This is a genomic window from Algibacter sp. L3A6 (genome assembly GCF_009796825.1).
In the GTDB taxonomy this organism is placed as follows: domain Bacteria; phylum Bacteroidota; class Bacteroidia; order Flavobacteriales; family Flavobacteriaceae; genus Algibacter.
The window spans coordinates 1,849,626-1,861,920 of the sequence record NZ_CP047030.1 but is presented as its reverse complement, the minus strand read 5'-3'; the positions used below and the strand labels follow the sequence as shown (position 1 = coordinate 1,861,920).

Genomic DNA, 12,295 nt, shown 5'->3' with positions numbered 1-12,295 from the left:
TATGACATATACATCAGAAACTATTTCGGATCTAGAAAAAGAACATCAAGCAGCTTTAAATACAGCGCAGGAAAAAATGATGGCAGATTTAAATGAAGCACAAACTTCAGGAGATCACAGTAAAATACAAGAAGCGAGTGTTGAATTTCAAAATATAACAACAGAGCTAGCTCAAGAATACACCAAACGTATTGAAGAAATTAATGAGCTAAACCATAAAGCTGTGGCAGATAACGAGCCACAAATCTATACTAACGACCGTGCGAACATCGATTTAAACTTACTGGTTTATGATGGAGATAGAGACTTTGTTATTGAATTTCAAAAAGACGAATTAATACAAGACACTTTAAAACGTGTAAACGAAAACAGTGGTAAATTTAAGTCTAGAAAACACTTATTAAAATCGAGTTTAAGACTTACTAAAACCTTGGCACCAATGCTTCATGAAATTGGAGAGCATTGTAAAAACACTCTAAAATTAAAGGCTGACATTGAGTTTTTTGTATACCAAAGTGACATCTTTAACGCATCATGCTATCCGCCAGACGACAATAAATTATACATTATTTTATCTTCAGGAATTTTAGAACGTTTTTCTAAGGAAGAATTAATTTTTGTTGTTGGTCACGAAATCGGACATGTACTTTTCGAGCATTTTGATTATCCAGTACGTCAAATTTTAGATGAAGGCGAGAACCACTTGGCGCCAATACACGCCATGAAATTATATGCATGGAATAGAAATGCAGAAATAAGTGCAGATAGAGCCGGGTTATTATGCTGTCAAGATTTTGAAGCTGTAGGCCGTACATTCTTCAAATTATCTTCTGGAGTTACAACAGATTCTTTAGATTTTCAACTTAATGCTTACATCGAACAATTTGTAGATCTCGAAGAAGTTTTAAACGATGCTAACCACGACCCTTCCGATTGGTATAGCAGTCATCCATTTAGTCCTTTACGAATTAAAGCTTTAGAGCTTTTTAACAAAAGTGAAACCTATGCTGAATTTAATCCGAACATTACCGGTGAAATTACAGAGGAAGCTATGGAGGTTGAAATTAAACGTATTATGTCGTTAATGGAACCTGAAAACCTAGATGATGAAAGCGAACATTCTGAAAAAATTCAACGATTAATGTTCTTAGGTGGTTACTTAATTTCGAATGCAGACGGCGTTGTAGACGATTCTGAAATACAAGCATTAAGTAGTATTGTTGCTCCTAAAATTTTCGCCAATTGTATGATGACTATCAAAGGCCTTACAGAAGATGAAATGATAGACGAGGTAAAACAACTTACCAAAGATTTGGATATTGTACTATCTGTGATGCAAAAACTAAATATTCTTAGAGATTTATCTATTATATCCTATGCCGATGGAGAAATAGATGATAGCGAAATTAATGTTTTACACAATTTGGCAAGGCTATTATATATTAACACCGATTTTATAGATCGTGTTATTAGCGATGCCCAAGGTGTAAATTAGTTAGTGTTTTAAGGATGTGAATCCTCAAAACGTTTTTCCACAATAAAAGGTAGTAATTTAATTTACTGCCTTTTTTTGTATAACACTGAATAAAAAAAGCTATTCGCTTTTTAGGCAGTAGCCTTAACATTCTTTTTCCGGGTGAAATAGGCAACTAGAGCAAACACCAGAAACAAAACTATTTTACCAGTTAAATATCCAAATTTAGTTAACCTCTCAAAATCGGTTATTAAGATTTCTTACTAATTATAAAAATGATAGAAAAACCTCTCGATCAACTTCTTCTGCACCTAAACTTTCTAAATGGTTAGTATATACTTGGCAATCTATTAATTTGTAATTAGTGTGCTCTATAAACGTAATAAAACCAACTTTACTAGCATTGCTAACTTTGGTAAACATACTTTCTCCGCAAAACACGCCATTGTTTAAATCAACACCATAAAGTCCGGCTACAAGTTTATCATTTTGCCAAACCTCAATAGATTTTGCGTAACCTTGATTATGCAGTTCTATGTAAGCATCAATCATGTGTTGTGTAATCCAAGTGCCAGCTTGGCCATCTCGTTTCATTTTAGCACATTCGGTAATTACAGTTTTAAAGTCTTTATTTACGGTAACTTCAAAATCGGAATTTCTTAAAACCTGCCGCATACTTTTAGAAACCTTAAGTTTCTCCGGAAACAAAACAAAACGCGGATCTGGAGACCACCAAACAATAGGCTCGGCATCATCAAACCAAGGAAATATACCCGTCTTATAAGCCAATATTAAGCGCTCTGCAGATAAATCGCCACCAATAGCAAGTACACCTTCGGGAGACGCTTCCGAGACATCGGGAAATTGTATGTTTTCGTTTAAATAATACATTTAATAATTGTTATAAAACATAAACCTCTTTAAACAAACCAAAAGAGATTCTATTAATTGTAAAAATAAAAAACCTCAACATTTTAAGTAAAATATTGAGGTTTTTTTATTTGACTTCCAACTACGTGGATATGCAAAAATTTTTATTTAGAAAGGTAAATCGTCATGATCTTCTTCTTTTAAATCTCCTGCTGGTTCAAAAGCATCTGCTGGTGGCACTGCTGGCATACCTGCTCCAGAAGCTTCTGCTTGTACTGCTTCAATTCTCCAACCTTGAATTGAGTTAAAATATTTAGTTTCTCCTTGTGGATTAACCCATTCTCTACCACGTAAGTTAATGCTAATTTTAACTTGTTGGCCTTCTTTATAACTATTTAATAAATCTGTTTTATCTTGTACAAATTCCACCATAATGTGTTGTGGATATTGCTCTTCTGTTGTCACTACAATCTCTCTTTTTCTAAACCCATTTCCACCGAACGTTTGAGTTTCTCCAACCATTTTTACTCTTCCTTGAACTTCCATTTTATATAATTTATTAGTATTCGTAACTTTAAAATGCCTTTATTTAAGACAGTAATATTTTCCAAGCATTTTCAACATCACCTAAACCCAAATAATCTTGAGCTAGTTTATGTTTTTGCTCGTCCGTTGCTTCTTTGATATTTAGAGTACTTATCTCCAAATCACTAACAAAAGCCTCGACACTTTCGGCAGTTGGCAAAGCTTCCACATTACCCAACATACCTAAATCATTTCCTGTTAAAATCATGCTTTTTTTAATCGCATCAGGAAAACTATCCACTCCAATCCCTTTAGTTGCAATAGGTTTTGGTATTTCAAAAAATCCAGCTTTAGCTCGGCTATAATAACTACCACCTGCTCTGGCAACTAAATCTAGTTTTTCTTGGTTTATGGTATCATCTTCATTTAAAACAGCATCATCAATATGCAGTTTTACAACCTCGCAAATCACCAAATTACCAGCGCCACCTTCATGCCCTAACCTAATAACTTCATTCACCTTACATTCTATCTGTATAGGCGATTCGGCTACTCTAAATGGCATCACAATATCAGATTTCAGCATGGTTAACCCAGCTTTATCAAATTCGTTAACACCATCGGCATACTCCGTACTCGATAATGACATTTGATGTACTAAATCAAAATTAACCACATTAATTACCACCTCTTTTGTTGCTTCTATATTTAGCAACGTATGCTTTTCTGTATTATCTCTAACACGTCTGGCAGGCGAAAAAATTAATATTGGCGGCTTTGCGCTAAACACATTAAAAAAACTAAATGGTGACAAATTAGGTTTCCCTTCTGCATCCAGAGTGCTTGCGAATGCTATTGGTCTGGGCGCTACGGCACTTAATAAATAGCTATGCAATTTACTTGTTGGAACACTTTTAGGGTCTATAGATACCATTAAGTTTTAATTTCGACAAAGGTAACTATTCTCTTTTGGAACTAAAAACAGATTTACTAACAACTTTGAACAATAATATTAACAGATTTGCATTATATTACTTTATAATTAATAATAACATGATTTTCACCAAATATAATGCCGCATTCCGTTGGGTAATGATAGCGACATCATTCATTATTGTCTCCCTAATTCTGTGGAACACCTACGAGTTTTTCCAGCATTTTAAAAAGGAGGAAAGTATAAAAATGGAAAATTGGTCGTTTGCACAAACCGATTTTATAAACGATGAAACCAATGGCGATTTAGAACTTACCCTTAAAATTTTAAGCAGTAACAAAACCACACCAATGCTTGTTATTAATGAAGATGGTAGCCTTGGTAGTTATAATAACATTGACGAAACAAAGATTACCGACTCCATTTATGTACAGAAACTAATTGCCAAATTTAAGGAAGAGAACACCCCAAAACATGTAAAAATGGGCAACACCATAGTAAGCACTATTTACTACGGAAACTCACCGCTACTGAATAAATTAAAATATTATCCGCTGGCATTATTGCTTATTATTTTTCTGTTTTCGGCAGTGATTTACTTTTTTTACAGCAGTAATAAAAATGCTATACAAAACAAATTGTGGTCTGGTATGGCTAAAGAAACCGCACATCAAATTGGCACACCCCTATCCTCTTTAATTGGCTGGACTGAAATTTTAAAAACTGAAAATGTAGATCCCGATTATATTCTTGAAATTGAAAAAGATATAGACAGATTACAAACCATAACCGAGCGTTTTAGTAAAATTGGCTCTTTACCAACTTTAGAACCAGCAGATATAATTAAAGAAACCTTAGAATCTTTTGATTATTTAAAATCACGATCATCTAAATTAATAGAGTTCGAAATAAAAACACCTGTAGACCCAATTCCTGTAAATTTAAACAAACAACTTTACAGCTGGACCATAGAAAATCTAGTTAAAAATGCCATTGATGCCATGAAGGGTCGTGGTAAACTTAAAATTGAAATTTCGCAATTAGAACTGCAAGTTAAAATAAGCATAACCGATACTGGAAAAGGTATTGCTAAAAAAGACTATAATAAAGTTTTTGAACCTGGTTACACCACAAAAAAACGTGGTTGGGGTTTAGGGCTATCGCTTACCAAACGTATTATTGAAGATTTCCATAACGGAAAAATAAAAGTATTACAATCGGAAAAAGGTGTAGGCACTACGTTTTTAATCACCCTAAAACGCGCTTCTCATGACGAAACAAGATAAGCTTATTACCGTAAAAGAAGTTGTTTTAAAAAACTACTGTCCTGAATGTTATAGTAACGATGGTATGCAACTCACCTTTAAACAGCGCTTTATTGAAACCACATTTTACAAACGTATTACAGACGACATTAAACATGTGCTATTCTGCAAAACTTGCGATTCTATAATTTATCCTGTACAATGGGATGAGCATATTGAGCGGGTTTTCGAATATCAAAAAAGAGCTTTTATTCCGAAAAAAACATCGCGTCAATTTAAAAAACCAGCTTACCTTATTTTCGCCCTACTTGGTGTGGCAATTGTAGCGGTAATTGTTACACTTTTAATTTACAATAAGATTATAAATTTGCCTTAATAGCTTCGGCTAAAGCTACAAATTCTTCTGTAGATAATTTTTGTTTCTGAATAAAACGGGCATCTTCCATAGATTGCAACGGAATTAAATGCACATGTGCATGTGGCACTTCTAAACCAATTACAGAAACACCAATACGTTTACATGGCACCGCCTTTTCAAGAGCTAAGGCTACCTTTCTTGAAAAAGACATTAAACCATTATAAGTCGCTTCATCTAAATCAAAAATTTTATCAACCTCCTGCTTAGGTATACAAAGCGTATGCCCTTTTGCATTTGGATTAACATCTAAAAACGCTAAAAAATCTTCGGTCTCTGCTACTTTGTAACATGGAATATCTCCGTTTATAATTTTAGTAAAAATAGATGCCATAATTTTTGTTTTTTATATGTGTCTTTATTTTTTTAGATTCTCGCTTTCGCGGAAATAGAACATGAGGATTTTCTATCTAGAAATTTCAATAATATCGAACTTCATAACACCATTTGGTACTTGAATTTCGGCAACATCTCCAACCGATTTACCTAATAAACCTTTTCCAATAGGTGAGTTTACCGATATTTTTCCGGTAGCTAAATCTGCTTCACCATCGGCAACCAAAGTATAATTCATTTCCATACCATTGGTTTGATTTTTTATTTTCACCTTAGATAATACTAAAATTTTAGTATTATCCATTTGCGATTCGTCAATAACACGTGCACCTGCCAAAGCATCCTCAAGCTTAGAAATTCGCATTTCTAACATCCCTTGAGCTTCTTTCGCTGCATCATATTCGGCATTTTCACTTAAATCGCCTTTATCTCTAGCCTCTGCAATAGCTCTAGAAGCTTTTACACGTTCTACATCTTTTAATTGCTTAAGCTCTCCTCTTAATCTTTTTAATCCTTCAGGTGTATAGTAAGATACTTTACTCATAACTTCGTCGTTTACTTAATAAAAAAAGATTCCGAAATACAATTTAATAACATTTATTAAAGCATTCGGAATAAAAAAATCCCGTTCACACGAGATTCGAAAACAAATATACAAAATAAATAACTCAATTTGCTTTTTGTTGTAAATTGCGAATCAAAACTTTAGTTAAAAAATGAAATTATTATTATCTGTTTTTTGCATTATTTTTTTAACAAGTTGTAGCTCGGATACGGTAACCGAAAACCCGTACTTACCAAACTACAGTTTTAACACTGGAAGCTTAATAAACACCAACTTACCCGAATACAGCCAACTAAAATTTGCGGCAAACTCTATTGTTTTACAAAGCCCATATGGCATTAATGGTGTGGTACTTTATTATGCCGGTGGAGACAACTATAACGCCTTTGAACTTACCGACCCCAACCACCAATTAAGCAGTTGTTCCACTTTAAGTGTTAACGGCATTATTGCTACTTGTGATTGCGACGACGGCAACTCCTATGATTTACTGAATGGTATTAAAATGGAAGGCACTACGGGCACTTATCCATTAATCCGATACCGTGTAGAGGTTTCAGGATCTTTAATCAGAATATATAACAACTAAAAAAAGCGACTCCTTCGAGTCGCTTTTTTTATGCTATTTCAAATAAAGAGTATTTAAAATTTTAATGTAGCGCCTACTAAAAAGTTAGACGTTGCTTGCGGATAGTATCCAGCAAAATAACCTGTACTTATCCCTGTTTGGCTTCCAGAATCATCATAATCATAAGCACCAAAATAACCGTTAGACACATATTTTCTATTTAGTATGTTGTTTGCTAAAGCAGATAAAGTAATCGACTTGAATATTTTGTTCGTTTTTATAAGATAGTTTATACTAATATCGTTTACAAAATAATCGCCTAAAACAGAATCTTCATTATCAATATTTCCCATATACTGCTCACCAACAAACTTACTTAAAAGTGATAATTGTAAATTTTCTACAGGTGAAAAGTTAATAGCGTTCCCAATAACAACTTCCGGTGAAAACGAAATATTTGTGCTTCCTAAATCAACAACTTCACCATTTATAGACGAATTGAAATTTTTATTTTTATTCGTACTCAACGTAAAATTAGTAGCTATACTAAACATTTTATTAAATTGAATATTCGCATCAACCTCCAAACCTAAACGGTAACTTTTTCCGCTAGTTGCTCTTATTGGGCTTCCAACATCATCCAACTCACCAGTTAAAACCAATTGGTTTTTATAAAACATGTAGTATAAATTAGAATTTATGCTTACTTTATTTTTATTAAAACGCCACCCTAACTCAATATCTCTAAGTGTTTCGTTTTTGGTAACTCCTGCTTCAAAATCATCACGATTTGGTTCTCTATTCGCTACAGCAAAAGAAGTGTAAAAACTGCTAAACTTAGAATTCTTATAAGTTAACCCCACTTTTGGATTGAAAAAACTAAAATTAGCATCCGTAGTAAAATCAACTCTATCAGAATTTAATCCGTTTGTTTTATAATCCACAAAACGACCTTGTAAATCAACAAAACCAATAAGTTGCTCATTAAACCTAACGGTTGCCTTAGAGAAAACACTAAAATCGTTTTTAGTGGCATCACCATCGTAATAATGATCTCTAATATTTGCATTTGTAGCTAAATCACTACCCCAAATAACTTCTCCAAAATGGTCGCCATCATAAGAACTATATGACAATCCAGAAATCACTTCAACTACGTTATTCTTATAAGTAACATTGGCATTAACAACGTAGAAATTATTATCCAACCAACGACGCACAATTACATCAGAGTCTTCTTCTATTAAATTATTAAAATCGGCAGCAGATTCTTCAGATTTATACTGCTCAAAATACCCTTTTCCTTTAGTATAGTTTAAACCTAAGTTGGTAGACCAGTTATTATCAAAACGTTCATTCCAATGCAATTGGTAATGATCCTGCCAGTAATTATCGGTTTCATTATCATAAGTATATGGGTTTTGTCTTCGATTTTCTTTAAGCTCATCGGCCGTTAAACCATACCAAGCTTGGTAAGTACGCTCTTCATTCCCAAAAGTTAAAGCTTTTATTAATGTATTACCATCTTTATAAATCCCTTGTAAAAAGTAAGATTTTAAATCTGTAAAAGCACGATCTACATAACCATCAGAATTTAATTTTGAAAAACGACCAGAAATTTCAAAATGATCATTTAACAATCCTGTACTTAATTTCACTGTATGCTTTCGGGTCCCAAAACTCCCAAAGCTATTAGAAATTTCACCTGAAGCTTCATCAGAATACGCATCAGTTAAAAGGTTTAAACTCGCTCCAAAAGCACCAGAACCATTAGTTGATGTACCAACACCACGCTGCAACTGTAAACTCTCTGTAGACGATGCAAAATCGCCTAAATTCACAAAAAATGTGCCTTGACTTTCAGGATCATTATAAGGAATCCCGTTAATAGTAACATTAACACGTGTTCCATCGGTACCACGCACACGAATACTCGTGTAACCTACGCCAGCACCAGCATCACTTGTAGTAACTACAGATGGTAAAAAATTAAGAAGCGTAGGGATATCTTGCCCCAAATTACGTTTTGCAAGTTGCTCTTTAGAAAGATTAGAGTGTGTAATTGGCGAATCGGCATTTACACGCACTGCTTTTACCAAAACCTCATCGAGAGTTTCTGTTTTAGTAGAATCTTGTTGTACTGGATTTTGTTGCGCATTAGCACAAATTGATAACACAAAAAGTGCTAAAAAAAGAAACATATTTTTCATTACGACTATATTTATAATCGAATAAAAAGAGGTCATTATTCTTTAAAAATTAATTAGTTTTCGAAATACTAAGCCAAGCTTAGCATAACTATTTACAACATTTTCATGATGTAACATTTCCTAAACAGCATTACCTGTTCTAGGTTCAATGGGTATGATCTCAGCCGATATTAGGCACCCCTTTTTTGAGAACGCTGCAAAAGTAATTAAGAATTTAGAATTAACCGTGCAGAATGAAATAATTCTTTTTCTAATCTAAATTTGGCTTACGTCTGTTCGCTTTTTTATCAGAAAGGTTCTTTTTGTTTTTTAATCGTTTTCTAATTACTGATTTTGGAATTTTGGTTCGAATACGTTTTTTTGGAATCGCAAGCGATGCTTTAATAAGCGCAAAAAACCGTTTTATAATAAGGTCTTTATTTTTATGCTGACTTCTACTTTCGCCACATTGCATTAAAAGTACCCAGTTATTAGTTAATCGATGCTTTAATTTAACTAACAAACGCTCTTTTTGGTTTTCGGTAAACACCAACGAATTCGCCAAATCGAAACTAAGTTCAATTTTAGAAGACACCTTATTTACATGTTGCCCTCCCGCACCCGAACTTCTTACTGCTTTAAATTGTAATTCTTGAATTAACGCGGCTTCACTAAACATAATTACCCTTGGTGTTCCGACTTTAATAAATCGTTAACCGTTTTAACTGGGCTAAACGTACGCAATGGCACCTCAACAAAAATAGTAACCCAATCAGCCATACTTCCATTCCATAAACCAGGAAGTTCTAACGCCTGAATATCGGTTCCGTTTTGCGTTTTCATTGTAATAAAAGCAGCTTCAGGGTCTACAAAATCTAATAAATCGAATTTTTCACCTTTATAATCTTTAACACCACAAACCAAGTCGGTTGGATTAAAATGTGTAGCGTTTTTAACAATTTTAGCTTGCGCTTCGTTAGCAATATCAATTTGAGCAAACTCTACAATTTGTAAAGACACTTCGCCATTATAATCTTTTACCCAAAACGGTCCACCACCAGGTTCGCCTTCATTTTTAACCATACCGCAAACACGAATAGGTCTATTTAACTTACTCTTTAAGTAGTTTTTCTTTTCTTCGGAAGCGAAATCATCAAAATCATCAACTAAAGACACATTCATCTTTTTAGAAACATACATTGCTATAGCAAGTAAATCTGCTTCTGAAACTTCATCTTGATCTAACTCTTCTAAGAATTTAAAAGCACGCTCTTGCACTTCAACTAAAACACCCGCAAGCATTTTTTTATATTCCGAAACTTCTTTGTTCTTCTCGAAAACAACAATATTATCGATATTTTTTATAAAAAGTATATCACTATCTAAATCATTCAAGTTTTCTAATAATGCACCATGGCCTGCCGGTCTAAACAAGATAGAACCATCATCATTTCTATAAATTTCATTAGTTGTTGTTAAGGCTAATGTTTCTGTTTCTTCTTTTTGATATGAAAAAGAAACATTAAAAGATGTATTTGTTTTTTCTTCTAAAGCACTCTTAATTTTATCGAGCTCTGTATTGAAATATTTATGATGCTTTTCTGAAACTGTAAAATGTAAATTTGCTTTATTGTTAGAAGAAGCGTATAAAGTAGATTCTAATAAATGCTCATGAAAAGCTGTTATAGTTCCCGTTTGATAGGTATGAAAGGGCAACAAGCCTTTTGGAAAAAAACTATAATTTAATCGAGATTCATCTAGCATAGCTTTAACAAACTCTATGCAAAGTTCTCCTGTGCTTAAACTATCTACATTAGCTTTTACAGATTTAATTTCCTTTAAAACTTCATCATAAAAGGGAAACTTTCGAATGCCTTTAACAAAAGTTTCAATTAAAATATCGTTCGTACTTTCTATATAAGTTTCTATAGATTCTCTGTTTGGATCGTATTTCTTTAAAAACTGAAATAAAAACTTAAACATGCGCGTTGCTGCGCCAGAAGCTGGTACAAATTTCACAATATTTAAATCGTTTTTCTTCGCTTCAAAACCAGCAATAAAATCACGCGTTTCTTCGGCGGAATAACTTTCAATACCTGTTCCAATGTTTGCTGCCGCAATTAAGTTAGAATAAGACATCCCGTTTTTTATTCGAGAAACCTGTCCTTCAACTTGTTTTTCTGTTATTCCTTTATTTTTGATCTGTATAATATCTTGTTCAGAAAACATCATTTATTTTTTAATGTTGATCTATATGCTTAAATGGCTATTTCGAGACGTTTTATTTATCGTCTTTTCAACAACACATATGGTCGTTTATTAATTATTTTTTTATTTTAAAAAGCGTTAAACACTTCATACCTTTTCTCTGATTTTTCATGTTAACCATTTGCTTTTTAAGGCATTTCAAGATAAGTCAAAAAACACAATTCGCAAGTATTTTCTCTAGCAAATTTTTCAACTTAAATTCAACACTTCTGTACTCCATTTATTCTTCAAGCAAACAAAACATGTTTATGCTGTTTGAAGGGACTCTTTTATGTTTTTCTTCCAAGCTAAATAGCCATAAACTGCTATAATTGTAAACACAAAATATTGAAGACTAGTAAACGTAAACCCCTTATAAAAATATAGCGGTACCGAAATAATATCTCCAACAATCCAAAACAACCAGTTTTCAACTTTTCGCTTTGCCATAAGCCACATACCAACAAAAAATATACCGGTTGTAAGCGTGTCAACATAAGCAACCCAACTGGTCCATTTTCCAAATGCATGGTAAACTAAATAAACAAATACCAAGGTGGCTAAAAATATAGCCAAACTAAGTTTTTTCTCGTTAAACGTTGTTTTAGATATAGGAGTTACATCGCTTTCGTCCACTTTACGTGTCCAAATATACCAACCATAAACGCTCATTATAAAATAGTAAACATTAATCATCATGTCTCCTAAAAGCTCCCACTTGTACAATAAATACACAAAAATAACAGTGCTTATCATACCGGTTGGAAAGACTAAAACTTTATTTTGTTTTGAATACCATACCGATAACAAACCAAAAATAGTGGCGATAATCTCTAAAGAAATATCAATAGTTTCGTATTCGGAATATTGCTTGAAGAAAAAATCAAAAATGCTATCCATAACAATA

The 12,295-nt window shown here is 33.2% G+C and carries 13 protein-coding genes and 1 riboswitch; of the genes, 4 read left to right on the top strand and 9 right to left on the bottom strand.

Features of this window, described 5'->3' with window-relative positions; genetic code table 11:
- The first annotated feature begins 1 nt into the window (after position 1).
- A complete protein-coding gene (locus tag GQR98_RS07750) occupies positions 2-1,495 on the top strand; it encodes a M48 family metallopeptidase (RefSeq protein ID WP_159019018.1) in 1,494 nt (497 codons plus the stop codon).
- 246 nt (positions 1,496-1,741) lie between these two features.
- Here the strand turns inward: GQR98_RS07750 and aat are convergent, their stop codons facing one another.
- The 3 genes from aat to GQR98_RS07735 all read right to left on the bottom strand — a co-directional run bounded on the left by aat (position 1,742) and on the right by GQR98_RS07735 (position 3,803).
- On the bottom strand, positions 1,742-2,365 hold the full coding sequence (gene aat, locus GQR98_RS07745) for a leucyl/phenylalanyl-tRNA--protein transferase (protein ID WP_159019017.1): 624 nt from the start codon (positions 2,363-2,365) through the stop codon (positions 1,742-1,744).
- 147 nt (positions 2,366-2,512) lie between these two features.
- Positions 2,513-2,890, bottom strand: coding sequence for a DUF3127 domain-containing protein (locus tag GQR98_RS07740; protein ID WP_042497659.1), 378 nt, complete (start codon positions 2,888-2,890; stop codon positions 2,513-2,515).
- A gap of 43 nt (positions 2,891-2,933) precedes the next feature.
- Positions 2,934-3,803, bottom strand: coding sequence for a flavin reductase family protein (locus GQR98_RS07735; protein WP_159019016.1), 870 nt, complete (start codon positions 3,801-3,803; stop codon positions 2,934-2,936).
- A gap of 119 nt (positions 3,804-3,922) precedes the next feature.
- On the opposite strand from GQR98_RS07735, the gene GQR98_RS07730 reads away from it, so the two are divergent.
- Both GQR98_RS07730 and GQR98_RS07725 read left to right on the top strand, forming a co-directional pair.
- Positions 3,923-5,089, top strand: coding sequence for a sensor histidine kinase (locus GQR98_RS07730; protein WP_159019015.1), 1,167 nt, complete (start codon positions 3,923-3,925; stop codon positions 5,087-5,089).
- Positions 5,073-5,444, top strand: coding sequence for a hypothetical protein (locus tag GQR98_RS07725; protein WP_159019014.1), 372 nt, complete (start codon positions 5,073-5,075; stop codon positions 5,442-5,444). The genes GQR98_RS07730 and GQR98_RS07725 overlap by 17 nt, the downstream gene beginning before the upstream one ends.
- Here the strand turns inward: GQR98_RS07725 and GQR98_RS07720 are convergent.
- Together GQR98_RS07720 and greA are read right to left on the bottom strand one after the other, a co-directional pair.
- On the bottom strand, positions 5,428-5,817 hold the full coding sequence (locus tag GQR98_RS07720) for an HIT family protein (protein WP_042504679.1): 390 nt from the start codon (positions 5,815-5,817) through the stop codon (positions 5,428-5,430). The genes GQR98_RS07725 and GQR98_RS07720 overlap by 17 nt on opposite strands.
- 72 nt (positions 5,818-5,889) lie before the next feature.
- Positions 5,890-6,363 carry a transcription elongation factor GreA gene (gene greA, locus GQR98_RS07715; RefSeq protein ID WP_159019013.1) on the bottom strand — a complete coding sequence of 158 codons (474 nt, stop codon included), beginning with the start codon at positions 6,361-6,363 and terminating at the stop codon, positions 5,890-5,892.
- A 172-nt stretch (positions 6,364-6,535) separates the two neighbouring features.
- On the opposite strand from greA, the gene GQR98_RS07710 reads away from it, so the two are divergent.
- Complete coding sequence (locus GQR98_RS07710; protein WP_159019012.1) at positions 6,536-6,973, top strand: hypothetical protein; 438 nt, start codon at positions 6,536-6,538, stop codon at positions 6,971-6,973.
- 53 nt (positions 6,974-7,026) lie between these two features.
- Here GQR98_RS07710 and GQR98_RS07705 read toward each other — a convergent pair whose 3' ends face one another.
- The 4 genes from GQR98_RS07705 to pnuC all read right to left on the bottom strand — a co-directional run bounded on the left by GQR98_RS07705 (position 7,027) and on the right by pnuC (position 12,288).
- Positions 7,027-9,162 carry a TonB-dependent receptor gene (locus GQR98_RS07705; protein WP_159019011.1) on the bottom strand — a complete coding sequence of 712 codons (2,136 nt, stop codon included), beginning with the start codon at positions 9,160-9,162 and terminating at the stop codon, positions 7,027-7,029.
- A gap of 100 nt (positions 9,163-9,262) precedes the next feature.
- Positions 9,263-9,354: riboswitch (TPP riboswitch) on the bottom strand.
- A gap of 58 nt (positions 9,355-9,412) precedes the next feature.
- The gene (gene arfB, locus GQR98_RS07700) at positions 9,413-9,820 is read right to left on the bottom strand and encodes an alternative ribosome rescue aminoacyl-tRNA hydrolase ArfB (RefSeq protein ID WP_159019010.1); all 408 of its coding nucleotides are present in this window, start codon (positions 9,818-9,820) and stop codon (positions 9,413-9,415) included.
- A 2-nt stretch (positions 9,821-9,822) separates the two neighbouring features.
- Positions 9,823-11,373: a DUF4301 family protein gene (locus tag GQR98_RS07695; protein WP_233268096.1), complete on the bottom strand. Its 1,551-nt coding sequence runs from the start codon at positions 11,371-11,373 to the stop codon at positions 9,823-9,825.
- Between the two features lie 282 nt (positions 11,374-11,655).
- Positions 11,656-12,288, bottom strand: a complete 633-nt coding sequence (gene pnuC, locus GQR98_RS07690) for a nicotinamide riboside transporter PnuC (RefSeq protein ID WP_159019009.1) — start codon at positions 12,286-12,288, stop codon at positions 11,656-11,658.
- Between the last annotated feature and the right edge of the window lie 7 nt (positions 12,289-12,295).

What these genes read in the sequence shown, in the direction of transcription:
- GQR98_RS07750 (WP_159019018.1), top strand. Translation starts at nt 2, where the DNA reads ATGACATATACATCAGAAACTATTTCGGATCTAGAAAAAGAACATCAA.
- aat (WP_159019017.1), bottom strand. Translation starts at nt 2,365, where the DNA reads ATGTATTATTTAAACGAAAACATACAATTTCCCGATGTCTCGGAAGCG.
- GQR98_RS07740 (WP_042497659.1), bottom strand. Translation starts at nt 2,890, where the DNA reads ATGGAAGTTCAAGGAAGAGTAAAAATGGTTGGAGAAACTCAAACGTTC.
- GQR98_RS07735 (WP_159019016.1), bottom strand. Translation starts at nt 3,803, where the DNA reads ATGGTATCTATAGACCCTAAAAGTGTTCCAACAAGTAAATTGCATAGC.
- GQR98_RS07730 (WP_159019015.1), top strand. Translation starts at nt 3,923, where the DNA reads ATGATTTTCACCAAATATAATGCCGCATTCCGTTGGGTAATGATAGCG.
- GQR98_RS07725 (WP_159019014.1), top strand. Translation starts at nt 5,073, where the DNA reads ATGACGAAACAAGATAAGCTTATTACCGTAAAAGAAGTTGTTTTAAAA.
- GQR98_RS07720 (WP_042504679.1), bottom strand. Translation starts at nt 5,817, where the DNA reads ATGGCATCTATTTTTACTAAAATTATAAACGGAGATATTCCATGTTAC.
- greA (WP_159019013.1), bottom strand. Translation starts at nt 6,363, where the DNA reads ATGAGTAAAGTATCTTACTATACACCTGAAGGATTAAAAAGATTAAGA.
- GQR98_RS07710 (WP_159019012.1), top strand. Translation starts at nt 6,536, where the DNA reads ATGAAATTATTATTATCTGTTTTTTGCATTATTTTTTTAACAAGTTGT.
- GQR98_RS07705 (WP_159019011.1), bottom strand. Translation starts at nt 9,162, where the DNA reads ATGAAAAATATGTTTCTTTTTTTAGCACTTTTTGTGTTATCAATTTGT.
- arfB (WP_159019010.1), bottom strand. Translation starts at nt 9,820, where the DNA reads ATGTTTAGTGAAGCCGCGTTAATTCAAGAATTACAATTTAAAGCAGTA.
- GQR98_RS07695 (WP_233268096.1), bottom strand. Translation starts at nt 11,373, where the DNA reads ATGATGTTTTCTGAACAAGATATTATACAGATCAAAAATAAAGGAATA.
- pnuC (WP_159019009.1), bottom strand. Translation starts at nt 12,288, where the DNA reads ATGGATAGCATTTTTGATTTTTTCTTCAAGCAATATTCCGAATACGAA.